This is a genomic window from Halorussus halophilus (genome assembly GCF_008831545.1).
Taxonomy (GTDB): Archaea; Halobacteriota; Halobacteria; order Halobacteriales; family Haladaptataceae; genus Halorussus; species Halorussus halophilus.
The window spans coordinates 2713548-2738878 of the sequence record NZ_CP044523.1 but is presented as its reverse complement, the minus strand read 5'-3'; the positions used below and the strand labels follow the sequence as shown (position 1 = coordinate 2738878).

Genomic DNA, 25331 nt, shown 5'->3' with positions numbered 1-25331 from the left:
GTCTGAGTCTAGAAGACATCGTCTCGCTCGGCGACCACGCCGCCCCGTTCAATCCTCCTGTTGGTTGGTCAGGACTAGAATTGTTCCTCTAGTACACGCAGACGCTCACGACACTCCAGTACGTACAGAACTCGTCTCTCTGAGAAGTGCTGGGTGGTCTGAAACAAGAGCGTTTCAACAAGGATAGCTTAGTCCATATCGGTGAGACAGAGAATCCACACGAGTCGGTAGCGCTTATCGATTACAACGAGTGTTTCGTCCCACGCTAGGATCGGAGGCTGGAACCAGTTACACCACTGTTCGCTGGTCCGGTAGGCATCAAGATCGGAAAATCGATAGTCGAACGCTGTGTCGACGAACTGCTCTCCCATTCGTTTGGCGTCCGCAGCAGTCCCGTACGTACTCGGCGCTTCTTCCCAATCTGGGCCGCCACCCTCAAACCCATAATACGCACCACCGAACATCAACAGACTCGCGAGATGACCATCGACCTTGTACGGTGACAGTCGCTCTATCGTGGGCTCTTCAATTTCCGCTCTGTGCAGGTCAACGAGTAATTCATCACCAACCTCCATCTCGCCTGCTGCCGTGGCGAACGCCTCAGAGGTGAACAGATGCTCATAGAATGCTGCACCCGCATCAACATGACTTGCCGCACGATATGCGAGTGCCGGCTGATTCGTTATCCGAACCACCGCAAGCACTGCTCCTCCATTGATCATCATCTCCTCGAAAATAGAGACGACGTCCGTGATCTCGGAGTCCGCTATCTCGACTGGCTCAAACTCAATCTTCGGTACCAGCCCTGCAACCGACGAATTCGAGACATCGTTAGCCCGCAACCATTCTGATTCGGGAAATTGTTCATCTCGGTCCATACGAGAGTGCTTCTGTCACCCCGCAAAAAGATATGGGAGAACCACTGCGGGCAAGTAGAGAGTTCTCCCATACTGAATACGCTTCGCTGGCAGCACCAGTAGCACCATTCTGACGAGGAACTTCTCACGGAGCAGTGACGCAGTTACTGTGAGAGCGGACTGCGTTTGAGTTCTACGAAGGCCCTCACCCGCTCGGCGGCCGCGACTCGCTGTGCTCCTCACACCGTTGCGGTGCTTACGTCGCCGGGGCCTGCCGACCGGATTCGCCCCTTCGAACTCCACCAGGAACGTGGACCGTGTCAATTCAATCATTCACCTCACCGTTCGTATTCTCGTAGATGGCACGCCCCGCTCGCTTCTTGTGCCCGGTGCTTGCTCACACTCTTCGGTTGCCAGCGGGTTGGTCGGTCGGTTCCTGCGCGCGCTTCGCGTGCTCAGAACAGCGACAGACTAACTCCGCTGGCCACTCGCACCGAGCACTCCAGCGCGCGCTGCTGGATGACTATCTTTCGTGCTCTCGCTCGCGCCCAGCAATGCTGGGCGAAGGCGCGAGCGAGAGCGTAGCAGATGAAGAGTCGGACAGAGTGTAGAGTTGTGACTCATGTAGAGGTGAGTCTCGGAAAAGACGCGGTAGAGGACGCGCCTTCGGAGCTATAACTCCAATGAGTAGTACGTACCAGATCGGTAATGAAGTTTCGGACGACGAACAGACAGTCGAACAGGAAGAAGAGCGATTCGAGGGGGTCGAGGAGCGTGTGGAGCTACGGCCCACGGTCGAGTTGGAGATTCAAGCGAAAGTCGATCTGAACCACCCAGACGGCGTTGGGCGAGGACTCACCCTCGAAGCAGAAGAGCGACTGCTGGCACGCGAGCAAGAGATTGGCCGGACGCGAGAGCGAGCCGACCGAGGGCAAGACGCAGAGCGTGAGGCGGGGACGCGAGGGACGGTGGCGGTGGGGAGTGTCGAGCAGCGCAGGACTTTCGAGAAGCGAGCGGCGAGCGTGGACCCGTGGTGTGACCCAGACAGGAAAGATCCGCGTGAGATGCTTTCGCGGGACGAGTTGGCGGCGGTGAACAGACAAACCGTGCGATTAGACGAGAAGCTCCGTGGATGGACACGGGCGGCAATCAGCCGGCGGTTGGCTGAGCGAGTTGCAGATGGAGCGAGTATGACGAGCGCGGTCATGGCCGTGTACGAGGAACTACGGACGGCTCCCGGGCAGGTGATTCCTATCGGTAACGTTGGGGAGGTGAATCGGCGAGAAGTGAGTATTGAAGGAACAGTGAGGAAGCTATGGGAGCCGTCGAGTCCTGTCATTCAGCAAGTTGGGTTGATAGAAGACGAGACCGGCGTCGTCAGGTTCACAGCGTGGCGCAAGAGCGATGTGCCAATGGTGCGAGAAGGCGAGACGGTTGAGTTCCGGAGCGTGGCCAAAAACTGGTACGAGGGACGATGCTCAGTTGCGCTCACAGGGTGGAGCAGCGTGCATTTCCCTGAACGCAGGCAGTGGTGAGAATAGCACGATTCCACTTGCTTCTCTTTTATTGATACCATCCACCCGACGCCCGCCTCCCCGCCCACCGCTCCGTGCTCGCTCGGTGAGACATGTGCGTCTCACCTGCTCTCGTTCGCTCCGCTCACGAGAACTCCGCTGCGCGCGCAGCCACGACCCCTCCTACAGGTTTGTTCTTCCTAATTGCCATGCTGGATAAGATCAATGCAACCAACGAGATGGTCACAGAAGCGTACCGTCTCGTTGGTGCTCTTCCTTGAAACCTTCAAGTGGTGATAGCTTTCAGTGACCGTGCTGAATACAGAGCGTGAATTGAGCATTTGTGCTCCAAGCATTCTTTTTGTACATACGAAATCGACTACTCTTGAAATAGAGTAACCGGAGTCACCCATGCCCATGCTACCCAATAACAATCTATATGGTCACTGTGGGTAGACCTCATGGTTCGTCCACACCGTCACTCATCTACGAGACTCATACTTGTTGGCGTTCTCATCGGGATGCTTACGACCACAGGTCTCGCAACGGCCGTGGCCGAATCCCAGTCCTCGTTCTCAATGCAAGAGCGGGAACGGCAACCGCCGACGGAAATCGATTCATGCACTACCATCAATGACCCCGGACGCTACGTCCTCACCACAGATATCGAGGACAGCGACGCGAACGTCTGTATCGACATCCAATCGAGCGAGGTCTACTTCGACGCGAACGGGCACACGATCGACGGGGCACGGACCGACGAGGTCCTCAACGAGAGCGCCCAGGGGCCAATCCCCTCGCCGACGAGCGTCGCGGTCGGCGTCGGTGTCGACGTGCCAGGATCGCTCTCGAACGTCACCGTCACCGACGTCACGGCCACCCGTTCGGTGTTCGGCGTCTACGCGACCGACCTGACCGACCTTCGGGTCGAGAACACCACCGCGTCGACCAACGGCTACGGAATCTTCGTCAACAACTCCAGCGACTCGACGGTGGCCCACACCGCTGCCCTGGACAACTTCGCCGATGGGATCGACGTCAATTCCCTGCGCGGGCGGCAGGTCACGGGGATCACCGTTACCGACAGCGTCGCGTTGCGGAACCGGTACGAGGGCATCGCCGTCTGGAACGCGAGTCACTCGGTGGTGGCCGACAGCGTTGCCGCGGAGAACGGTGAAGTCGGCGTCCTGTTCGAGTCGGAGACTCAGCGGGCCAGCGTCAACAACACGGGGGCGAACGTCACCGCGAGAGCGAACGGCTACCTCGGCTATAAGGACGGTATCGGCATCTTCCACGCGAGCGATTCACTCGTGACCAACAGCACGGCGGTGAACAACAGCGGCACGGGGATCGCCTTTGACGCCCTCGATGAGACGGTGAGCAATAATACGGTGGTCGACAGTACGGCCACTGAGAACAGTGGCGGCGTCCTCGTCATCAACTCCACCGACACCATGGTAGCGAACGTCACCGCGAGTAAGAACGTTCTCGGAATCCTCTCCGTCGACCGTATCGACGGCCTGGTAATCACGGAGAATACGGTCGATGACAACGAGTTCATCGGCCTGATCGTGGACGGAGGGGCGGGAGTGGCCGTCACCGACAACACCGTCCGCAACAGCGGGTACGTCGGCATCAACTTCGCCAACACGGAGAAGGCCCTCCTGGCCGGGAACGAGGTGACGGGCACCAGAGGAGATGCGTCCTTCGATGTTCCGTTCCCGGCTGCGGGGATCCTGCTGTCGAACGTGTCGACCAGCGGCGTCGTCGACAACACTGCGTCCGAAAACAACGTCAGCGGCGTCCTGATGCGGGAGGGGAACGAGAATCTCATCCTGCTCTCGAACCGTGCGTCTGGGAACGCTGACGACGGCGTCACGGTGAACGCCTCGGAGTCCATTGCGCTGATTTTGACCACTGCGAACAACAACGGCGACGACGGCATTGAGGTCACCGCCTCGAACCGGATCCTGCTCGTGGGGAACACACTCGACGGGAACGGCGACCTGGCGGTCGAAATCAACGAATCGGAGAACGTCATACGACGCGGTCCTCCCGGATGGTCATAGCGGCCGTCCGCGAATTCGGACGACGCACGGCCGGGTCCCCCTTAGTGACGGGGGTACGGAATCCACTCGGGTGATCGTCTCTACGGTGAGGAAACCGAAGTTTGCCTCCACGCTGATGCGGCAAATGGCTTGCCGCTTGGCCGACTACCGGCTGGGGTCTTCTCTGTCTCTACCGGTCGCCGTCTCTGCCCAGTGCAACAGTAGCTGTGCTGCATTTGCGCCCTGTATTCAGCACGCTAATTCTGCCAGTCCTTGGATGAGTTGTTGATGAGCGTGATCAATAGACGCTCTGAATTGAGCGCCAGTTGCACGGCCTCCCCCTGCGTACCGACCCCGTGCTCTCAACCACTGTTAAATAGGCATCACCGACCTTCACCCTCGGATTTCACTGCCCTCCGTACTCGATGGCGCGCCGGACGAAATCACACGCCCCAATCTGTTAACCAACAACCGCAGGGGTGACGGCCGCACTTGTTGGTTAACCCACTCTCACCGTTGTTCTGAGTCGGTCGCTGTAGTTGTTGAAGAATCTCCCGTTGATGGGCGTCAAGTGAGGTAGAATCCAGTTTGCTCGGTGCGCACTATCTAGTATGTCAGGAGGCTTCTCCCAACTAGTATTGAATCGTAAACTTAACGTGTATCTGATGGGTCAAATTTACCACTAATGGAGCGACGAGAATATCTCGTAACTACTGCGTCAGCAGTTGGTACGGCACTAGCCGCAGGCTGTACAGGGAGCGACCCAGAAAGTCAATCTGACGGGTCTCCTACCACTGAGGCTCATACTACCACCGAGGCGCAGACAGAGGCTCACCTGGAGAAAGCCGGCGAGGCGCTTGACAAAGCCGCCGAAAAAATATCGGAGGAGAGCGATAAGTTCTCGGAGGTAGACATCAGCAATAGTGGAATAGACTTCAAGACGGCCACGATCAACGAGTACCTTGATACAGCGTCGAACGAGCTAGACGCCGCTGAAGAATCAGCTTCAGATAGACAGCTAGAATGGATTGATACTGCACGCGACTACATCGCGTTTGCCCGCAAATTCACCGAGTTCGGCGATACCACTGCTGAAGGATTCTCACAGATAAACACAGGGCTAGCGTATTTTGATTCGGAACGGTACACAGATGCAGCGGAGGCACTGAAGGAAGCTCAGAATACGATAGACAAGGCGGACGATGCCCTAACTCTCGTCCAGGATCGGGCAGACAAGATGGATACGAGTGTACTGAACGATCTTGATCAGATTGAGATCACTTCACTACAAACGAATCTCTCTGATCTTGATGAGGCGATACCTGTCCTTAGCGTCTTTGCGAAAGGACTTCGAGACGTTGCGCTGGGAATGGTGGACTTCACTGAAGCAAGTACGAACATAGATAACAGCAACTACACTAAAGCTCAACAACTGTTCAGCGAAGCAGAAAGTGACTTCGCCAGCGCGCACAGTGCCTTCAAGGACAAAGAGGAGTCTGCCCCATCCTCGGTCAAATCTTCGATTATCGAACTAACCTGTTATTCTAATGCCCTAAAAGACGGCAGTTCACACTTGGCTACAGCAGCAGCAGCCATAGAAAACGGCAATCAGGAACGGGCAGAGGAAGCAAGTGAGAAAGGCAAACAAGCTCTCAATCGGTGTGATTTCAGCTCCTAATTAGACGTCCGTCTCCGTTATCTCCTCCAGTTTCTCCAATTCCGTATATTGGTGGTAGTCAGACTGATTCTCAGCGATGAACTTGACAGGATGACGTAACCAGAAACCTGCTTATTGCTCACCGCTCACCGACGGACCACGAGGTCTCGGCCTCAACAGGGAGCTCGTCAGTGTCCAGAGTCTCGGCAATCTCCTCAGCCGTGACGCTCCCCTGTCGCTCGGCGCGCTCCATCAGCTCGACGAACGCACCGGTCGGGACGGCCACGTTGTTCCCGCGCATCTTGAGATAGAACTCTGCCGCGCGGTCGAGAGCTTTGCTCTTCGTGTTCTCTTTGGTCGCTTCAAGGAGGTTCTCCATCCGTCGTTCCCGCGAGTCGGTCATTCTAAGCCGCATAGAATTGCACACGTCCCCCAGAATCCTAGTTTTATCGACTGTCTGGAAGCGAGGGAGTATATAAAGAAGCGAATTTCGGGAGGAGTTCGGCGAGTTCCGGAAATTGGTTCGTCATCCTCGACCACTCGATTTGCACACGGACCCCGGTCGAGATGTGTGCAATTCTGGGGATTGATTTCTGTGGTCTTACGACCCCGAGGGGTTGGACTTTAGAAATGTATCCTCAAATGGCACTATTCACTCATCTGAAGAATCCTCTACGATACTTATTTCCTCATCAGTTAATCCATACAACTCATAGATGACTAAATCAATCAAGTGTTCAGTGCAGTCGATCTTCTTTTCTAATTCTTCTGCACGGTCCTTTGTGTCAATGTAGCTTTGGAGACCGTCGGAAACCTCATCCACGACGGGAAGGGTCAACGAACGCAATCGGTCTACAAGCGAATTCGTTTTTGTCGCAGTCGCCCGGAAGTTAGCGAATCCACCGGCTTCATCAACAGCTTTGGGAAGGAATTCTTCAATGAGATCTGCCTCTACTTCTGTAAGGTCGGTAATTCGCAGCGCTGGAAGTAAATCAGTCTCTGTGTAACCCCATTGATCTGTTTCGTGGTTATCTTCCTCATCAGGCTTGTAACGAGCTGTGAGTCGTATTTCGACGGTGTTCAGTGTTTCACGAACTACCGAAGCCTTACCAATTCGAAGATTTGGTCTATCGTCAGATGTCTCTTGAAGAATAGATTCAGCTGAATCTTTGGGGGGTTGAGTAAGCCCTATTTCCGACAGTGTTGAACCGTCGGAATAGCCACCGAGGTGATCCAGTATTGAGAGGTTGAGATCCGAGAGTTTATCCACTAACTGGGTAACCTCCGGAACGATGAAGGTAATGAATTCATGCGCGACTGCAGGAGGTTCGCAATTGACTGCCTCAGATATCTCCGTAAACTCTTCGGGCTCAACTGGTTCGAGAATAGATTCTTTATACAGTTGATAGGCAGATTCTGATTTTTGTTCGACATTAATGTCTACATCGAAGTCAACTGACCGAACTGGTGCTTCATTTAGGTCTCCCGCGTTAAACCGGCTATATCCTTGCATTTTCGCAGGGGACAACTGAACAAGATACTCTGAAAGAAGCTTTGAGTTTAGAAGAGCTAACAGATACTCATCCGAGTACTCATCTGTGTCCGAGATGAATCCAGGACAGTTATTCCCACTAAATACAGTCCTCTCTTTCAGCCACCCAACACAAGTCCGAGTTGCGAGTCCTCGAAACAGGAGTTTCTGTGCCTCAACATAATCGAAACGCCCTGGCCGCAAGAATTGATACCAGTCCGGGCCTTGCGCATAGAATTTCCGTGAATCCTTTCGTTCGGTGAGTTCATCATGATGTTCAGAGAGATGCTTATGGATATTCGGATACTCCTGATTTAGTCGGGATTCTTCAAGGAGGATTGAATCACCATTCTCAGACCGATACGGGTAAATTAGATAGTGTTCTGGGTCAACCGTTGCAAACCGCTGTATCTCCTGATTCTGGTGGGCATATGGGAATATAAGTTCTTCTTCAAGATTTTTCTCTTGAATTGTCTCCTCATCTACTACGAATACATCATCGAGACCAGTAATTGCTCCAATATGGAAATGTCCAAGTTCGGACAACGGAGTAGTTTGAGTCCGTGTGTCGAGAGTTGCGCGGAGATCCAGTTTATCTAAGACCCAACTATCTTCGTCTAGCTGCGAATAGGATATATCACGAAACTCCTGCTTCCTCACAGAATCCAGTGTAAGGTCTGCTTCTTCAGTGACTTCGGCATATGAAAGTGTGTCTTTACACTTCTTAGCCATAACAAATATCGCAGGGTACGTCGAGACACCTTCGAATACTGGAAGCGTGTTGAAATCGAGTATCTTCCGAATCCGACCGGCGGATAGATAATCTCGCGCAGTCCGACCGTAATCCGTCGAAATCCACTGTGATGTGGAGATGTATGCTGCATAGCCCGTATCGTTGAGTAGATTAATAGCTGCCTCTATGAATGGAAGAGACAAATCAGTACGACTCGCGCAAGAGTCATATTCGGAGAAGAGATACTGGGTAAGTTCCTGATGAATCCGCTGAATTCGTACATATGGTGGATTTCCAACTACCGCGTCGAATCCTGCCTGTTCCATTTGTTCCCCTTCTTCACTAAAGAACACCTCAGGGAACTCCAGTTCCCAATGGAAGAAGTCTTCTTCTTTTGCAATTTTCTGTGCAGACCTAAACCAATCTTTTCCGCGAATTTCGCTCCAATCATCTTCATCTTCGATTGCCTGGGCCATTATTTCGTAAGCATCCTCATCTACATCCACCCCAAATTGTTCGGCAGTATGAACATTGGCCAATTCAAATAACCGTTGATATAATGGATCTGCACGAATCTCAGCATAGATCTCCTCCATTGATTTGATTTCTTCCAGTGATTCATTATCTATGGAGAGAAGGTCTTTCATTAGGTCCATCACATGCTCTAAGGTACGTTGACGAACACGAGCAAATGCCTGAAGAAGAGTAAGCTGTCCACCGTTCTCTACGGTATCATCTGCCAATACTTCCATAATATTCGAGCCTACTAACGAATTTCCAGCCTTCAAATGATGGTCAAGGAACGCAAGTGGCTGGTCGGTTGCCAGAGTTTCGAGCCACATAGAGAGCTTAGCCAACTCGACGGCCATTCCGTTGAGGTCCACGCCATAGATGCATTCCTTGGCGATCTCTCGTCGGAGGTCCTGCTCGTCGTACGATTGAATCTCCTGTTCGCGCACTACTTCCATGACTCGCTCGGTGAGATAGCCCGTCGCCTTCGTGAGGAAGTGACCGCTCCCCATCGCCGGATCAAGCACCTTCAGATTTAGAATCCGCTGCCAGAACTGAGCAAAGTATTCTCGGTCGCTCGGTTCAAGTCCGTCTTCTCGAAGATCGTCATCGATGTCCGAAATGAGTGGGTCTATCGTCTCCTCGACGATGTAAGCAACAACGTAGTCCGGCGTGTAGTATGCTCCTGTAGCCTTTCGCTCTCCGTCGTCGTTGACGACGTACAGTTCTCCCGTTTCGACGGTTTCGACGGCGTCTGCAACGCTAACCTCTGTCGCAGGTTTCCATACCTGTCCACCGTCGTCAGAAACTGCAGCGTACTGCTCGGGTGCGATACGGAACTCGTGTTCCAGCAGTCCCTCGTAAATCGTTCCGAGATGCCGCGTGTCGAGGTCGGCGTAGTCGGCAAGTACGAAAGATCCGTCTTCGCTCTGGGTTGTACCGAGACGGTAGATGACCTCCGAGATGTATCGGTTCGACACTTGGTTATCTGCAAGGAAACCGTGACTATCGTCGTCGAACAGTCCGCCATTGTACGGTGGAATGCCAAGCGATTCCTCGCCGGTATCTACGAGTCGGAACAGGTCCTGAAGGCGGCTCCACATGGACGTGGAGTGCTCGCTGTAGTCTTCGAACGAGTCTCCGGCTTGGATATCGCCGTGGATGTCTTGCCGAAGTTGGTCGAGACTGAAATTGGCTTGATAATCGTCCTCTGCAGTAGGATCATCAGGGTGTATTAGATGCCGTGATTCGGCATACAACACGAACATCAGCCGGTAGAGGAGAACCAGCGACTGTTCTTTCAGTTCTGCTCGTGCCTTCTCGTCGGCCGGGTCGATATCGAGGTCGTTCGTCTCGACGAATCCCTCGCCGAGGATTCGAAGTGCGGTGAAAACGTTATCCTGTAGGTCTTCGCCGAGTTCTTGAGCAGCTGTCTCACTCTCGTTCCAAACGGTATCGAGGAACGAGGTACCGGAGGTTTCTCTGAACGCTTCCGGGCGGAAGAACACGTAGAAGTATTTGAACGCGTCCAAGTCTCCAGATTCGAGGATCTCCGGCAGATCAATCTCGTAGTACGTCTCCGTAGCGTAATCTTTGGTGCCGTAGAGACGCCACTTCTTACCGTCGGTGAGAATACCCCACTGAAGCCGTTCGGGGGTGTGTTCGAGATAGTATTTGATTTGGTGAGAAGCGTCTCGATAGGACCGTTGCTCGCTGAACCGCTTGGAAAAGTCGTAGTCCCATTGCTTCGCTTCGAGAACTGCCGAGGAGAGGTTGAACGTCGCTTCGAGATCTCCATCTTCCTTTCTCAGTGCGGCGTCTCGCCGCCCCTCTTCCGATTCGAAAAGTAGGCGGTCGGTGTACCCGCCACTGTTCGGTAATGATGTTTCTGAGAGGGTGCCGAAACCGAGAACATCGAGAACCTCGTCTATCCAAGAGTCTATCAGTTCGTCCTCGTTGTGTCCCGCTACGAGGTCGCCCTCTGTTTCCCAGAGCACCTGCAGTTTGTTGAATGCTTCTTGAGCTTCCTCATCGCAGTCCCAGTAATCGAGGTCGTCAACACGCTCATCAAGGTAGTACCCGGAGAAGAGATTTGAGTTGAGGTACGGATCCGGGGAAAGGGTCGCTTGGCTCATCGCTGGTTGTTCTGATGGGCGAAGTCAACATGTATGAATGTATGGGATGGAGATGAACGAGTCGTATGACTTCAAATTGGAGAATATACGGAAATGTCGGCCATTACGACGAGGACACAGAAGCGCGTAGAGGAATAGTGGGCTTCCGAGATACAACGACAGTATTCCGTAATCTACTGGTCTCCTATTGGAAGTAGCGACGGAGCCAATCTGTTGCGCGCTCACTCATTGGTCGCTCTTTCTCGATTTCTGCCCAATTTTCTTTTAGACGTTGTTCATACTCTTCGATAGCAATGGTTTCACTGGACAACGCATTCAATCCGAGTGCAGGTGATTCTCCCGTTGGTCCTTCAATAGGGAGAAGTAACCGATCATCACTACCAAATTCTGTGCTTATGCCTTCCGGAATTGGATACCACAGCCACTTTTCTCGGTCTTGAAGCCAATAGAACCCCACGTAAGTACAATCTGAGTATTTCTTGTATGCTGATTCGTGGAAACTTCTCCTACTTAGGCGGAGATAGACGGTATCCGAAACAGAGCGTTCTGGTTCAGATTCCCACTTTGATAGCGGCTTCCGCTGGTGGGATTTGCTATCAACTTGGGTAGAGTAGACGGTCCCGACTACCGTACAATCTGATTCGAGTTCAACTTTAATATCAATACAGTCGTCATACAATCGAGATACATTATAACCTTGTTTATGAAGTAGGGTTCTCAGATTCTCTTTTGCCCTTTGAGTGGGGCCGTAATCGATATCATATCGGTAGACTGCAGCTAACAACAGAGTTGCTTGCAGTTTTTCTCGCAGACGATGAACCTCTTTCTCAGAATAGGATTCAATTTCCCCAGATACTATCGATTGGGCACTACGGAGACGATCCTGATCCCATTTGGTTTCTTGAACCACACCTGAGTGCGAAACAGGCTTTACCTGAGTTGCATCAAACGAGGAGAGGGAAACTGCATTCGGATCTCCGACCCATTCTTTCATCGCGGACCAGTGATTTTCACAGAGTTGAATTTGAAGAGATTCCGTTTCTTCCGAGAACGTAACTTCATCTCCATTTTCCATCAGAGATGCGGTCTGAGATGGGAGTACCATAGATATGGTCATCTTCTCACCATCTCCTCGGTAAATGCTTGTCCCACAGACGGCGCAGGTATGTGGACCAGTATCTAAGTTGTCCGGTAAGGCTTCTTCCATCATTTCGTCTAACAATTCATTCATTTGAGCCACTTGCTATCTTGTGGAGCGATTCTCTGATTATAAAAATATGACGACGACAAAGAACTGGAGGAGTTCTGCGGGTCAATCTCCGGCAGTACGTTCGTTTCTTCGGGAATGGTCCAACAGGGCGCGAGCGTGGAGGGCTGGATTGTGTACCGAATTCCTGCGTCGCTTTCCCGTGAGGAGATGCAGATTCACTGGGAATCGGGTATCAGTCGGCCTGAGCGGAACGACCTCGGGCAGAGGCGAGGTGGGACGTGGTATAAGGTATTGGTCGTAGTGGGTTCTGAACAGTGGTTTGCGCAATCTTTCGTTGGGCCGAAGTACGAAGTAGGGACATCCCGTTAGAGTAGAGCGAGGAATTTGCTCTATGGCGAAAACTTGTTTACATAAACCTTTAGTTAGGATAGTACGCAGAAGAAGTCAAGAAATTATGGTGGAACAATGTCTGCAGAAATAAACAGCCGAAGGGGAATGTTAGAGTTTTTTCAGGCTCGGTTAGTGGGTACTCAGAAGAACCTCGCTGAAGAGCAAAAACTCGATGATGACCAGAAAATGGTCAAAACCTACATCATCGAATCGAATATCGAAGTTAGCGAATTTTTGGAGCAGACAGACGAGGTTAAGGATGTGCGTCAGATTGGGGATGAACTCCACGTTTTAGAAATCAAATATCGTGGAGAGGAGGGGCAGTATTATCTCGATTCGAGCGATAACCGTTTTTGGTCTCTTTACACCCTCTCTGGTTCTCAATTTGCCCGGCGAACATTTGAGAAGCTAACTACTACTGACGGAAATGGGCTTGACCACCCCTGGATTCCAAACGATACTCAGCGTGAAGTAATTGGCTGGGGCCAGTTCAAAGGGGCTGGACTAAAGAAACTCGGTGATGATGCTTTTCCACCAGAGTACGTGAATGAACAGGTTGGCATCGGTGACTTCCGGCTCAACCTGAACGGAGACGATACACAACAAATCTATTCGATGTTCAAACAGAACACCGATATTGAAAAAATCCTCTCTCTATCTCGCATCAAAATCCGCCGTGAAAAGGGGGATGAGTACATTACAGAGCGAATTACGAGTGATGGTGCTTTCACCGCTCGTGGAGGCTCAGACATTGAGCTTCATTTAGACACCGTCGAAAAGGTCAAAGACCGATACCGGGAATTGATAAACCTCATCGAGGAAAATCATCTTCTTTCCTACGACGAGGTAGACCACGGTACTCGTGTCAACGGTAGCCACTTACGGATTGACTTGGAGAACCAGATCGACGATATTGAAGAGTTTATTTCGCACGTCGTGAGCGGAGGTAAGCCGTTCCGTCTGATGGGGACGACGACGAAGCTCAAGGATGAGTATTATAAGATGAAAGGAGTCGATCTCCACAACGGCGATAAGATTACGCTGGAGGTCGGCCCGACTTGGATACGAGTCTACCTCTACGAGGGTGCCTGTGGGAACACAGCTCTCCGATTATTTACTAATCTTCAACAGCATTATGACCCTGCGGCGACGATGGACATTGAGAATGTATAGTGTGTCGCCGCACACCGTTCAAATAAACGGTTGGGTTTCCCTCGCAAAAGACCGGAGAGGATTCTCTCATTCACTGGCACGGTACGAATACGAGTGTGACCTTATCGAATCCGAAATGGAGGTTGCTGACGACATAGTTCACCCGGACGTAGTGCTGACTTCTGGCCCTAACAACCACTCGATAGTTGCGGAGTGCAAGTCGAAAACGCTGGATGAAGACCAACTCCGACGATACCAGCTTCTCGAAGGAAACTCCGACACACTTCTGCAGAATTCGAGCCTGGATTCTCTCGTCGATTCGTCTATTTTCAAGTTAGAAACGTGCTACTCGTCGCTCTCAGATCTCTCTACGCGGAAATTATTAGTGAACACAGACACGACCTTTGTTCAGTTCAAACACTCCCCAAGTAGCGGTGTTTTAATCAAGAACTCTATCGAGTTCGATTCAACAACCCTTGCATCGGCTTTCCCAATCAATATGGACCCCGACGAAGCACTCCCAACCGAATATTATCCCTTCGACGTGGATCAGCAAGAAGACAGTGAGCAATTCGTCTCCACAGTAATTCAAGCACTACTACGGGCCGCATTGGTGAAGGACACAACCGACATTGAGGAAGTTCTGGAAGAGGTTCACTTTCACTGGAACCACATTAGCGACGAGAAGCAGGACCGCTTCATCACGGAAACGGAGCATCTACTTCAGTACCTGAAACGGAAGGAACTTCAGGGGTACATCGAAAATGTTGCCGATGCGGAGGGTAAGTGGCGGGTTTCGGCCCAGACTGCTCAGGCACTCCAAGACAGAATGGAGGGGCCGGAGTTTGTCGAGAAAATTGCGCAGGAAATCAGCCCGCAGACGAGCTTAGCCGAATATTAGATTCGATATATCCTCGGCTCCAAGGTCAAAGTTTCTTTGAGAACTTTCTTGCTCAGATTGAGGCCGCTCTCTTCCAGAAGCTCAAAGATTCTATCGTCGCTTCCGGTTAGCTACGAAACTCCACAACGCCCCAATAGTGAAATTTTGAATATCCACTCAAAATCACGAACTCTATCTTAGGCAGTCACTCTTCAGATAACAGAAGTTGTTCTGCGGTAATCTCACCGTCAAGATAAGCAAGTCCAGTTTCGCTAATTCGATAGTACGCTGCGTTTTCGTCCCGCATCTCAAGGAGTCCTCGCTCTGTGAGTTGCTTCAATCGGCGTGAAAATGTGGCTGGGCTTTTATCGAGCGTTTCGAGTTCGTTGACGAGATGATACCAGATGGGTCGCGGTGGTAATGCGACTTGCGCTCCACCAGGCCTTCCGAGTGCATGGAGGAACTCAAGAATTGCATCGTCAACTTCGGACATACCTGGAACTCGTGGCCGCATACATCGGTGTGTCTATTCGAGGTGGAGTTAACTGCTCTGAATGCGGTGTAGCGACGTGATATACCGCGTACACAGAATACAAGCTGTCGTAATGAGTGGGTTGCCATACGAACCGAAGCTAGCTCGTTTGAATTTGCCTGCTACCCTACACTCAAGTGAATGAATTGGGTTTTCTTCAGTAGTAACTAGTATTTATCCCATTATATGTCCGACAAATTAGACGAACTGCTCCAGAAACGAACGTCAGTTGGACGCTCAGCACGACCGCTGCGTTCAGCTACTCACCCTCAGAAGGATACCAAAATAGGATCTTCACCGCTTCCGATGGGTACAGGACGTATATCCCATCTCTCCTACCTTTGAGCAGGGCTGTTTTTCTGCGCCTGCAGGGGTGCAGGCGCACTCGATTAGCTCGCGTCTGCAAGAGAGTGACCATTCGTGACTACTCGAATCCAATCCCAGATTGAAGCCGCAGACGACGACCTACAAGACTGGCTCAGTACCTACGCGGAGGCTGGTGTCCCAGAACTCGCGCTCGTCGCGCTCCTACAAACACAAGCCGCCCAAATCGAACGAACCGGATACATCCCACGAACCCACTCACTAAGACAGAATGACCTCGATGGAGGTCATTAATCTCGATGTCGTTTCTTCCTCGATTCCTAAGCAACCTCGCTCGCCAGCAGACAACTGTGTATGAGTGCCGTCGGTGTGGCACGACGCTCGACACCCCTGAATCGAGTTGTCCGTACTGTGGGCCGAAAGACGTTGTCGAGTACAATCTCAGTTGAGATGCTTCGAGTTAGCGTTTCATCGGAGGGTTTGTTTATAACGCGCCAGCAAGCAGTGCTGGCGCGAGTCGGAGTAGAGAGACAGAGCTGTGACTGTGAGAGTACTGCGTCGGTGGGACAACTACCATGCATCTCGTAATCTATGCGCTCGTAGACGCATCGACCGAAGACGAAGCCCTTGCAGCCGGAAAATCCGCGTTCACGCATCTTGTCGGGACTGGGTATGCGCCGTTCGACTACTACGTGACTTTCGACCAAGAAGGGACCACAGTAGCCGGAAAAGCCCGTTGGGGTGACCTGCCAACCGCCGCGAAACTTGACTCACCAGCAGGCAAAGAACTGCTTGAGGAGGCGTGGACGGCGACGGAGCGAGAGTTCGAACGCAACCTCGAGAAGATCAAAGACGGGCTCGCAGACCACGATGACGAAGAAATCATGCAGGATACGGACCTCGTCCGCTATGCATGTTATGCGCTGGGCGCGTACCGTGGGTCGTCCGTTCGCATGTATACGGAGGTCGGAGATGGGATCCGTGATGCAGTCCACTTAGAAAATGTTGTTGAGCGTCTCGAAACGCCGTGGATAGTGCCTGCGGACGTGCATTACTAACACGTTTTATCAAACGGTGTTGTGACGGAATATATCGTTCCAGAGAGAATGTGTCGTTCTACAAGATAAGGGTGAAGGAGGCGTCGGAACACTCAACCTATTTGATTGTTACTATTGGAAAAAATTAGTAAAAATCACTGTGGTTGGCGTTGCCAATACAGATATGGTGTCGAACGCATCCAATTTCGTGGACTGGCTCGCTGAGAACCCTAAAATGATGGGTGTCTTTTGGGCTCTCGTACTAATATTTTCAGAGACAAGTGTTGTCGCGAGTGGTGGAAACGCGATTTACGGGCCATAAGTTGGCTTTCTATAGCCAGTTGTGACTCCATACCAAGTTCCCGTCTTCAATTAGTGGTACTGTCGTTCCGGGAAGAATACTTTGGAACGTGTTCTTCGAAACATTAGATTCTCCGCAGATTCCCACTCCGACGTAATATTGGTCGAGATCCGGGAGGTATGACTGAAAGATACTCCCAATATTCGTGATGCTAATGGGATAGACATACGGTTCAAAAGTATACTCATCTTCATACACTTCCCCCGAATTATTATTTATATAATATATGAGTGGTAATCCGTTTTCACATTGTGCGATTGCGACTCCTGGGTCACCAATCACGACATAATTTCGGCCTATCGTGGTATATTCTTCTACAATACTCATCGCACTCCCCACACTGAATCCACGATACAGTAATCGAGCCAGTGTTTCACCAACCTCCATCGCTCCTGTATTCCCAACGTCGCCCAAACTACTGACCGTGGCATTTGCGCCAGCCTCCAATACAGCAACTCCTTGATTATGTGAACGACACCCATTCAAGAATACAATTGTTGCTCCGACGTTCGACAGTGTAGTTGCGTCAAGGATGCCATCTGGACACTTGAATCCGGACCCGTCGATGTGTCCGATGTAGTGTACGATATCGGTGTCACGAGCGAGTATATCACGTAATTCATCGGTGGAAACCTCGAATTCACAGGTGGCATCAACTAGGATATCCTTGCGATTTCCGTAAATCTCCGAAATGGCATCCCATTCTTCACGCATCTCGGTGTCATTACAGACGACCGTGATTTCGATGAACCCGTCTGTTACTTCTGGTGTCTCATTAGCGAACCCTGCCGGATGTAATTTTGACCCATGAATCGGTGTTTCTTCCCCAATCCATGACTTCTCTAGTGTGTTGGTCTCTGGTAGCGAAATGTATTCACCAACTCCCGGTATCCCCCGTGTAGAAATGCTTGAACTACCACCATTGTCTTGGTCGCTGCCTGTTCCTCGGTACACCTCCCGTGTTCCTGTCGATCGAACAAAGGCTGCATCAGAGGACGCACGTCGTAAGAACGAATCAAGTGCATCTTGAACTTCTTGCTCTTCTTCCGTCGGTTCCGGTTGCTGTTCGCGTTGTTTGATTCTAAGCAACGATAGGTCGTTTACGAGGTAGGGTAGTAACTCGACTGCATCACTAGTCGGTCGCGTGTAAGTCGTACGATGCCACATAGGCATGAGTGCTTCAACCACTTCATCCGGTACTGTTTCATATGCCTCAAGACGTTGGACAATCGAGGCATCGTACAGCGCCGGGATATCCAAGTTGGTTCGGTCTTCGACAATATCACGCTCAGCAAGTGGGACGGGGTAGTGACCTTCAGTCCTGATAACACAGTCAAGGACGAACATCCGTTTGAGAAGGTGTTCAACTCGGTCCGCACAGACCCTAGACTGTTCCCCAAGCGAATAGTCAAACCCAGAATCAGTTGTCACCACTGCTGGGGTGCCTGGGACGACTTCAGCCCCAAGGTAGTACGCGAGGGGAGCAATCGGATAAATCGCGTCGTACTCGGCAGGGATTTGAATTGTAACTCCCGTTTCTGGAGGTTCCATATGGTCGGGGATACGGAGTTCGTCACCTAACTCAAGGCGTGGTGGGTGGCCTCGTAATGTTGGCCAGGCACGCTCTGGCGACGTGGTTTTAATTGTCGAGCCAAACGTCGAGAGAGCGGCCATCACTTTTTCAGGATCGTCAGGAACGGTAATTGTCGAGCCAGGAGAGCTGTGGTAGGAGCGCGCACCAATCTTGACAGACGTGAGTTCATCAAATAGTATCTCTATTCTATCACTGGTAGTGTCGACCCGTATTCCACTCTTCAGACGCAGATATATTTTCAATGGTCCATGTAACTCTATTAGATAATCATCGGCACCAAATTCTCGATTTGCTTGGGGGCTGATTGATGCGATGTTCGTGCCGTCTGGTCTTCGAATGTCGAGTGCAACTGCGTTCGGGAGTATAAGACTCGCCGTCTCTATCCGGCAGGCTCCTGTGACTGGAAATGTAAACCCCTCAGTTGGCGCCGGCTCTGGGGTGACTGGGGCACTTGTGAGGAAAACGAACCGACGGGTCTCAATTGGGTCGATTATTTCGAGACCGGATGTGTTTGAGAGTGAAGTGAAGGTAGGTTTCATTGCGTGTTCGACCCCCGAATCTCTATCGAGTTGTCTCACTCATTCGATAAAACTCCTTGGGGAACTATTCCAGTAATTCAACACGAGACCCCAGTCTTCCACGGAAACTCAGAGCGGATGCCAGTCAGTCGTTAACTCGCGTTCTGGAACGTGCCAGCGTTGCTCGGCTTCATGTTCGTGTTCGACGGGATCAACAGAGCGAATCTCAATGATCGCATCCATATCGCCGGCAAGGGCCTGAACTCGCTCACTAGTGTAATTTTCTCGAAGAATATAGTGCGCCATTCCATCGTACTTCGTGACTGCCTGACCAATCCAGCCGAGTGCCTGAAGGACGACGTCTTCGTCGTGCTGTTCGAAGAGTGAATCGAGCGAATCGATTCCGACGCGAAGCTCAGTGGGGTTCAAGCCACTGGGCTCTGCTTGGTCGGCGAACTCGTCCATTTGCTCGATCAGCGTTCGTTGAAGGCCTCTAAGTTCGGGGTCCGCCACGGAGATTTCGGGGATTCCCGCTAAATTACGGGGCGTACTCTCATTCGTGGCGGTGGTGACCGAACGTGGTGCGCCAGCGTGGTTGATGATTTGGGTAGTCTCAGGTAGTGGACGAGGTGTTTCGTTCGCGCCCGGTAAGCGGTCGGCGATACTCTGGGTAGTTGCGTCAGTCACTGCGAGGAGACGGTAGCGAGTGATATCTGCGTCTCCTAATAGCCGTGAACTCGCTTTCGTGTAGAGGTAGTCTGTGACGTCACCGACGACGAGTAGGTTACAGCCTGTTGACTTCAACTCATGGAGGACACTGAGGAAATCTGCATATTCATCGGGTGGGTCGGCTTCCCGGTCGCCGCGCACTGTAGAACCGCCGGACATGATTATTATCGTGATGGTATGATAACTATACTTATAAAATTTCTCTCTTAGAGATATAGAATTGAAGCGACGACTACCAAGTTACAATCCAATTCTGAGTGTATTTTGCAGAGCGGCAGTTCATCAAGCGAATCCGCTATCCATCCGAATACCGGATAGCAGTCATCATCTTCGCCAGTTTCTCAAAGAGAGTTTTTCTGCCCCAGAGGGGTGCGGGGCAGACCACCTGCCCGTAGGAACTGACCAGCAATGGCTATCCAACCAGTATACGACCGCGCGTTCGACGAAGACGTAGACGACCACGAACCCGAACTGACCAGCGAGCGATCGTGTGAGGAATGCCACGGCCGACTCCGCACACGGGACGGCGAAACCGCCTGCACGGAGTGTGGCTTACTCATCAGGGAGTACCGACTCGACCACCGACCAGCACCATTCTACGAAGACGACGACAAACAACCCCGGACAGGCGCGCCGCTGAGTCCAACGCTCCACGACTACGGACTCACAACCGAAATCGGCTACCGGAAAGACGCAGCCGGAAACACGCTCCCTGTGAGGAAACGACGGCAACTCACTCGCCTACGACGCCACCACAGCAACGCGCGCTGGGGGACGACAGCAAACAAGAATCTGGGTCGTGGCTTCAGCGAGATCGGCCGACTCACCACGGCACTCGAGATGCCTGGAACCATCCGAGAACAGGCCTGCACCATCCTCCGAGCGGCACAGCGTGAAGACCTCTTCAGTGGTCGAAGCATCGACGCGCTCGCCCCAGCCAGTGTCTATGCCGCGTTACGGTGTCTCGGCCTCCCGTGGACGCTTCCAGAACTTGCCGGCGATGCCTGCTGTGACGTCAGTGCTGCACGCCAGTCCTATAATGTCCTCAATCGTGAAATCGAACTCCCAACGAGACCCGTTCGGCCGAAAGCCTTCATCCCCCGATTCGCGTCTGCGCTCGACGTTCCCGCGAGAGTACGACGGCGAGCAGGCGAACTCGTTGAACAAGCAGCACAGGATGGACTCACGATGGGGTCGAAGCCTTCGGGTGTGGCGGCTGGCGCGCTCTATCTCGCCGCGCGAAAGACTGGTGTCTCTCTCACTCAAGTCGAGATCGCCGAGACAACGAGCGTTACTCCGGTCACCCTCAGACGACACTACAAGCGTCTCGCTGAAGCAGAGGTTGAATCCTCGTAGCAGCTGTTTGTGCGCCCTCACGGGGTGCAGGGCGCAACTAGTCCCTGCACTACGACTCATGACCGAGAAAGACCGACCATCGATTACAGTAGTGCGGCAAGCGACGTTCACTCCTGAAGGCGACTTGGAAACGAGCGACGAGAGCGTCGAAACCTCACTCGAAGACTTCGGGGCGAGTGTTGACCACCACGACCGCGAACCGCGACTTGACGAACCGGAAGCCGAGACGTTCGGTATCGACGACCGACCAGCAACCCATGAGCGAGCGACCACCGACCAAGCAACCCTGTTCGTAGATACGGACGACGACCAGCGGACGCTCGAAGGAGACCGTGTCGCTGAACGGTGTCGTTTTGACTCATAATTCAGAGTCGCTCAGACTCGGAGACTGAGCGGCCACCCACAGTAGTTCGATATCACGGAGCCTAGTACGATAGTAGTTCACTGACCGTCCACCGGGGTACACAGACTCGTAGAAGTAGCACGTTCACTCCCGGTCAGTTAGATCTGTGACTGGCGTATTCGAATATAAGTGCGATGCGTGTTTTCTACGAGCTACCATGACCATCGACTGGCACAAGGACAGATTTGATCTCGGGAACTCAGGCCACGCGCCCACGAGTGGTCCCGATGGCTCGCCAACCTGTCGATGGCAGTGTGATGTCGGTTACAGCGTTCCAGGGACGCCTGCTGTCGTCGGGGACAGTGTCTACGTGGCAACGATGTATCCAACGGACTCAAAGCCGAACGTCCTCGGCGTCAACCGGCACACCGGTGAGATCACAATGGAGACCGCTTCCGATGATCCTTTCGGTGAGACGCGGGGCTCGGTGTGTGTCGCTGACGGTATCGTCTACGTTTCGGTCCTTGACGACCCTCCAGTGACCCGAGGATACGACGCGAAGACCGGCGAGCGCGTTCGGGAGTATGACGTCCAACCACCTATTCATAGCGACAAGTCTCCTTTCATCGCCGACGGTGCAGTCTATTCGGCCGTCGACTTCGCACTGGGGGCCTTCGACGCTCGCTCGGAAGAAGCGCTATGGACTCACAATCCGGAGGCGGAGATCTATGGAACGCCTGCGATGTCCGACGGCACTCTGTACGCCGGAGGTGTCAAGACGGTCGGAGAGTCCGTTGAGAGTGGTGACGATGATTTCCCGTACGCAGAGCAAGTAGCCTCTCGGCTGCAGGCAATCGACGCGGCAACGGGTCGCGTGGAGTGGGAGCGCAATATTCTCCCGAAGCCAGAGACGCCGGCCGTAGTTGACGGTACGTGTTATGTTTGTGGTCAGCAACCGTACCGGCGGTACGCAACGTTCGACGTGCCAGCGGATATCAAAGATGCGATACGGAAAGAGCGGAGCGATGGCGGCATCCCTGAGTACGGCGTCGTCCAGGCAGTGGCCACCGATGATGGCTCCGAGCGCTGGCGAAGAAAGCTATCAGAACCGGTCCGGACGCCGCCAGCAGTCACCCGCGAGCGGGTGATTGTCGGGACCGATGCAGGAACCATCCTTGGCCTGGATGCCAAAACGGGTACTGTAGTGTGGAGATTTCAACCCGACAAGGCTGAGCGAGTCCGAACGGCACCGGCAATCGCAAGCGGAGTTGCCTATGTCGGGAGTGGGCAAACACTCTACGCGCTCGACATTCGTTCGGGGACGGTCCAATGGCAATACGACATGGACGCGGTCATCGGTTCCTCACCAGCAGTCGTTGATGGAACGGTGTACGTGGTCGGTGCGGACAATATGCTCAGGGCAATCGAATGAGTCTCCCTGCTACTGGACTGCCACGGCCGGAAGCGTTCTAGGACTACCGCGATTGCGGCCGCCCTTCGAGTCCCACTCAAAGCACCTTCTACAGCATCAGCAACCACTGAACCCTGCTTTTCCGGGGGATTTTATCTGCCCCTTCGGGGTGCGGGGCACCCAGTATCGTGCCTCGCAGATACCATGTCGATACGGAAACAATCCGGAGACAGTAGTTCAGACCCAACCGAACACGTTCTCTCCGTGCTGGAGTTCACGACGAGGACCGCCAAACGCGCCCAATACGAAGCCTTCGAATTCACGGTCACTACAGACGGTGTCGAGGTTAGAAACACGAGTCACGCAAACCCAAGCGCGCACGAATACCTCGTCACCGTCCACAATGGAATTCCCAAACAGTGTGGATGCCCCGCTGACGCGAAGTACGAGGGAGCCTGCAAGCACCGACTTGCGGTTGCGATTCGAACACCCATTCTCGAAGCTGCAACGCATCGACTAGCCACTGACGGCGGCGTACAGACTGCATCCCCACAAGACGACAGTGAACGGCCTGACGACTGTAACTGCGTCGCGGGTAGTGACTTTCCCTGCTGGGAGTGCTATCGGAGTGGACGGCGCGACCTACCTGAAGTATAGCATGCGTCTTGCCAAGACAGGGGTTTAGACAACCCATTGTAACGCTAATATGGCCTAAGTTCCAACGAGAGGACGCTAGTCCGCACAGCAATTTTATAGTCGCTCTGACTTGACTGAGACATGAACACCGACGTAGAGCCGAGCGACTGGACGTGCTTGGACTCATGGTGGTCAACATACACACGGTCTGAGTCGATTAATCAAAACCTCAACTCAGCGCATGTCCTGGACAATGAGCGACTGCATGATTGCTGGGGCGAATTTGATCCGTGGTGGCAGGTACAGACTGACTCGTCTCCTATCGCACAAGACTTCGCCTCGGCCCAAGTGTTCGTCATGGAACGGCTTACTGACTGCTGGGAGGAACTTGACTCATGGTGGCACACGTACATTGAGACTGGCAACGAGACGGCAGCAACGATTTCCGGCCTGCTTGCAGAGTCCAACGAAGAGTGGGAACGCTCTGACGCTCCCTTCGACACAGATCCGCTAACTGCGGACTTGAGCCGAAATTGGGGCAAGCGGGGGCCGCTTCAGCCGAATGGCGAGGTGGAGTGGTCGCGGTGGCTGGCACAGTTACTACGCCCAACCAAAGCCCTCGGAACGGAATTATTTGACCTTCCGGCGGATGAGGCTCCGAACGAGGTCATTCGGGAAGACCAGCTTTCGAAACCCGATGGGTCGATCCGCCGACCAGATCTCTTATTATTCTATGCCAAGCGTGGGGTCTCGATTGAGGTGAAGCTAGGTGATGAGAACTATCGGAAGACAGCTGACACGGCGAAGCTCGTAGAACAACATTACGACGACCAACGATGGGCGCACACGCTTCTCTTGCCGAAGAGACAAAAGAAGCGCCTTGATGCTATTGTTGAGCCTGCACTCAGTTGCAAGCATGAGGAACAGCTTCAGATCGAGTGGGCCGATCCCGGACCCATCGACGTGCTATACTGGCGTGACGTGACCGCGGCAATTCGTTCGGTCCTGCGTCAGGGACTGGTCGATGATGACCATTGGGCGGCCAACGCGTACCTATTTTGTGCGGTTGCTGAGCAACGAATTATGAACTTCCAGCCACAATCCGTTGTAAAGCGATTAGCGGCCCCCACAAACGTTGTAGATACGATTCAGCCAATCAGAATTACAGATACGCTTGAGGAACAACTAACGTATCTCCGCGAGAGGGTAGACCCATGACGGATGAATTCCTCACAAAAGGACTTGAGAACGACAGGTACCTGAAGGCACTCCGACTGATTAACCAGTTCGAGGATGAAGTCGAAGCGGCATTGCATGAGTTCAATCAACGGATGGTGGACGAACACCCCGACCTATTCGAATCACGTACTGATACTAGTACGAAATCCAATCGAAGTTCCTCTAGCGGGATAGCGACTCATCGAATCAACCATCTGATGAAGGGACCACGGGCTCCGGAACAGGATAAAACTCAAAGACTGAATGTCCACCTCTACTGGATGCCGCCGACAGAGTACGGTCGTAGAGATGTCGATGGCGCACTGCGGACGGTTGGGTATAAGGTTAAGTATGCTGACCCGGCTATCGATGAAGAGGTGGCAGAACAGACTCGGAATCGTGACTGGGACATTGAAACCTCGAAAAATCCGTATGACTCCAACACCGTCTTCTACCGGCACGTCAGTTCGGCTGGGGATTTCAAGGGGACCATGGATACGCTGGTTAAGCACTTCTCAGAGTTCGGCGACGCATACGCAATTGACTGAGACCCAAAAATATTGTTCTGTTGAATATCTAATAATCTGATAGAAGATAACCTGCGCAGTACGCGGTCCGAATTTTGCAAGCTGGTTCCCCCAATTCTCATGGTAAG

The 25331-nt window shown here is 52.7% G+C and carries 21 protein-coding genes; 14 read left to right on the top strand and 7 right to left on the bottom strand.

Features of this window, described 5'->3' with window-relative positions; translation table 11 throughout:
- Positions 1-188: 188 nt before the first annotated feature.
- A complete protein-coding gene (locus F7R90_RS13585; RefSeq protein WP_158057956.1) occupies positions 189-878 on the bottom strand; it encodes a hypothetical protein in 690 nt (229 codons plus the stop codon).
- A gap of 662 nt (positions 879-1540) precedes the next feature.
- Between F7R90_RS13585 and F7R90_RS13580 the strand changes: the two genes are divergently transcribed.
- From F7R90_RS13580 to F7R90_RS13570, 3 genes are all read left to right on the top strand, one after another.
- Entirely contained in the window at positions 1541-2392 is an 852-nt protein-coding gene (locus tag F7R90_RS13580; protein WP_158057955.1) for a DNA-binding protein, read from the top strand.
- Positions 2393-2949: 557 nt separating this feature from the next.
- Positions 2950-4440: a right-handed parallel beta-helix repeat-containing protein gene (locus F7R90_RS13575; RefSeq protein WP_192498315.1), complete on the top strand. Its 1491-nt coding sequence runs from the start codon at positions 2950-2952 to the stop codon at positions 4438-4440.
- Positions 4441-5104: 664 nt separating this feature from the next.
- On the top strand, positions 5105-6097 hold the full coding sequence (locus tag F7R90_RS13570; RefSeq protein ID WP_158057953.1) for a hypothetical protein: 993 nt from the start codon (positions 5105-5107) through the stop codon (positions 6095-6097).
- Between the two features lie 118 nt (positions 6098-6215).
- Here F7R90_RS13570 and F7R90_RS13565 read toward each other — a convergent pair whose 3' ends face one another.
- The 3 genes from F7R90_RS13565 to F7R90_RS13555 all read right to left on the bottom strand — a co-directional run bounded on the left by F7R90_RS13565 (position 6216) and on the right by F7R90_RS13555 (position 12225).
- Positions 6216-6491 carry a hypothetical protein gene (locus F7R90_RS13565; protein WP_192498314.1) on the bottom strand — a complete coding sequence of 92 codons (276 nt, stop codon included), beginning with the start codon at positions 6489-6491 and terminating at the stop codon, positions 6216-6218.
- A gap of 237 nt (positions 6492-6728) precedes the next feature.
- Entirely contained in the window at positions 6729-10985 is a 4257-nt protein-coding gene (locus F7R90_RS13560) for an Eco57I restriction-modification methylase domain-containing protein (protein WP_158057951.1), read from the bottom strand.
- A 184-nt stretch (positions 10986-11169) separates the two neighbouring features.
- Positions 11170-12225 (bottom strand): hypothetical protein, encoded by a 1056-nt coding sequence (locus F7R90_RS13555; protein ID WP_158057950.1) that lies wholly within the window; start codon positions 12223-12225, stop codon positions 11170-11172.
- Positions 12226-12660: 435 nt separating this feature from the next.
- Between F7R90_RS13555 and F7R90_RS13550 the strand changes: the two genes are divergently transcribed.
- The gene (locus F7R90_RS13550) at positions 12661-13758 is read left to right on the top strand and encodes a hypothetical protein (RefSeq protein WP_158057949.1); all 1098 of its coding nucleotides are present in this window, start codon (positions 12661-12663) and stop codon (positions 13756-13758) included.
- A gap of 1 nt (position 13759) precedes the next feature.
- A complete protein-coding gene (locus F7R90_RS13545) occupies positions 13760-14638 on the top strand; it encodes a hypothetical protein (RefSeq protein WP_158057948.1) in 879 nt (292 codons plus the stop codon).
- A gap of 184 nt (positions 14639-14822) precedes the next feature.
- Here F7R90_RS13545 and F7R90_RS13540 read toward each other — a convergent pair whose 3' ends face one another.
- On the bottom strand, positions 14823-15110 hold the full coding sequence (locus tag F7R90_RS13540) for a helix-turn-helix domain-containing protein (RefSeq protein ID WP_225741174.1): 288 nt from the start codon (positions 15108-15110) through the stop codon (positions 14823-14825).
- Positions 15111-15569: 459 nt separating this feature from the next.
- On the opposite strand from F7R90_RS13540, the gene F7R90_RS13535 reads away from it, so the two are divergent.
- The 3 genes from F7R90_RS13535 (at position 15570) to F7R90_RS22900 (ending at position 16832) form a co-directional block, all read left to right on the top strand.
- Positions 15570-15767 (top strand): HEPN domain-containing protein, encoded by a 198-nt coding sequence (locus F7R90_RS13535; RefSeq protein WP_225741173.1) that lies wholly within the window; start codon positions 15570-15572, stop codon positions 15765-15767.
- 281 nt (positions 15768-16048) lie between these two features.
- Positions 16049-16531 carry a hypothetical protein gene (locus F7R90_RS13530; protein ID WP_158057946.1) on the top strand — a complete coding sequence of 161 codons (483 nt, stop codon included), beginning with the start codon at positions 16049-16051 and terminating at the stop codon, positions 16529-16531.
- A 163-nt stretch (positions 16532-16694) separates the two neighbouring features.
- Positions 16695-16832, top strand: coding sequence for a DUF7503 family protein (locus F7R90_RS22900; protein WP_449272366.1), 138 nt, complete (start codon positions 16695-16697; stop codon positions 16830-16832).
- Between the two features lie 9 nt (positions 16833-16841).
- Here F7R90_RS22900 and F7R90_RS13525 read toward each other — a convergent pair whose 3' ends face one another.
- Entirely contained in the window at positions 16842-19043 is a 2202-nt protein-coding gene (locus F7R90_RS13525; RefSeq protein WP_158057945.1) for a CHAT domain-containing protein, read from the bottom strand.
- Positions 19044-19112: 69 nt separating this feature from the next.
- Entirely contained in the window at positions 19113-19871 is a 759-nt protein-coding gene (locus F7R90_RS13520; RefSeq protein ID WP_158057944.1) for a DUF7504 family protein, read from the bottom strand.
- Positions 19872-20120: 249 nt separating this feature from the next.
- On the opposite strand from F7R90_RS13520, the gene F7R90_RS13515 reads away from it, so the two are divergent.
- The 6 genes from F7R90_RS13515 (at position 20121) to F7R90_RS13490 (ending at position 25224) form a co-directional block, all read left to right on the top strand.
- Positions 20121-21068 (top strand): transcription initiation factor IIB, encoded by a 948-nt coding sequence (locus F7R90_RS13515; protein ID WP_158057943.1) that lies wholly within the window; start codon positions 20121-20123, stop codon positions 21066-21068.
- Between the two features lie 58 nt (positions 21069-21126).
- Positions 21127-21432: a hypothetical protein gene (locus F7R90_RS13510; protein ID WP_158057942.1), complete on the top strand. Its 306-nt coding sequence runs from the start codon at positions 21127-21129 to the stop codon at positions 21430-21432.
- Between the two features lie 196 nt (positions 21433-21628).
- Entirely contained in the window at positions 21629-22843 is a 1215-nt protein-coding gene (locus F7R90_RS13505) for an outer membrane protein assembly factor BamB family protein (RefSeq protein ID WP_158057941.1), read from the top strand.
- Between the two features lie 183 nt (positions 22844-23026).
- A complete protein-coding gene (locus tag F7R90_RS13500) occupies positions 23027-23479 on the top strand; it encodes an SWIM zinc finger family protein (RefSeq protein ID WP_158057940.1) in 453 nt (150 codons plus the stop codon).
- A gap of 120 nt (positions 23480-23599) precedes the next feature.
- Positions 23600-24676 (top strand): hypothetical protein, encoded by a 1077-nt coding sequence (locus F7R90_RS22545; protein ID WP_225741172.1) that lies wholly within the window; start codon positions 23600-23602, stop codon positions 24674-24676.
- Positions 24673-25224: a hypothetical protein gene (locus tag F7R90_RS13490; RefSeq protein WP_158057939.1), complete on the top strand. Its 552-nt coding sequence runs from the start codon at positions 24673-24675 to the stop codon at positions 25222-25224. Before F7R90_RS22545 ends, F7R90_RS13490 begins: the two co-directional genes overlap by 4 nt.
- Positions 25225-25331 lie beyond the last annotated feature (107 nt).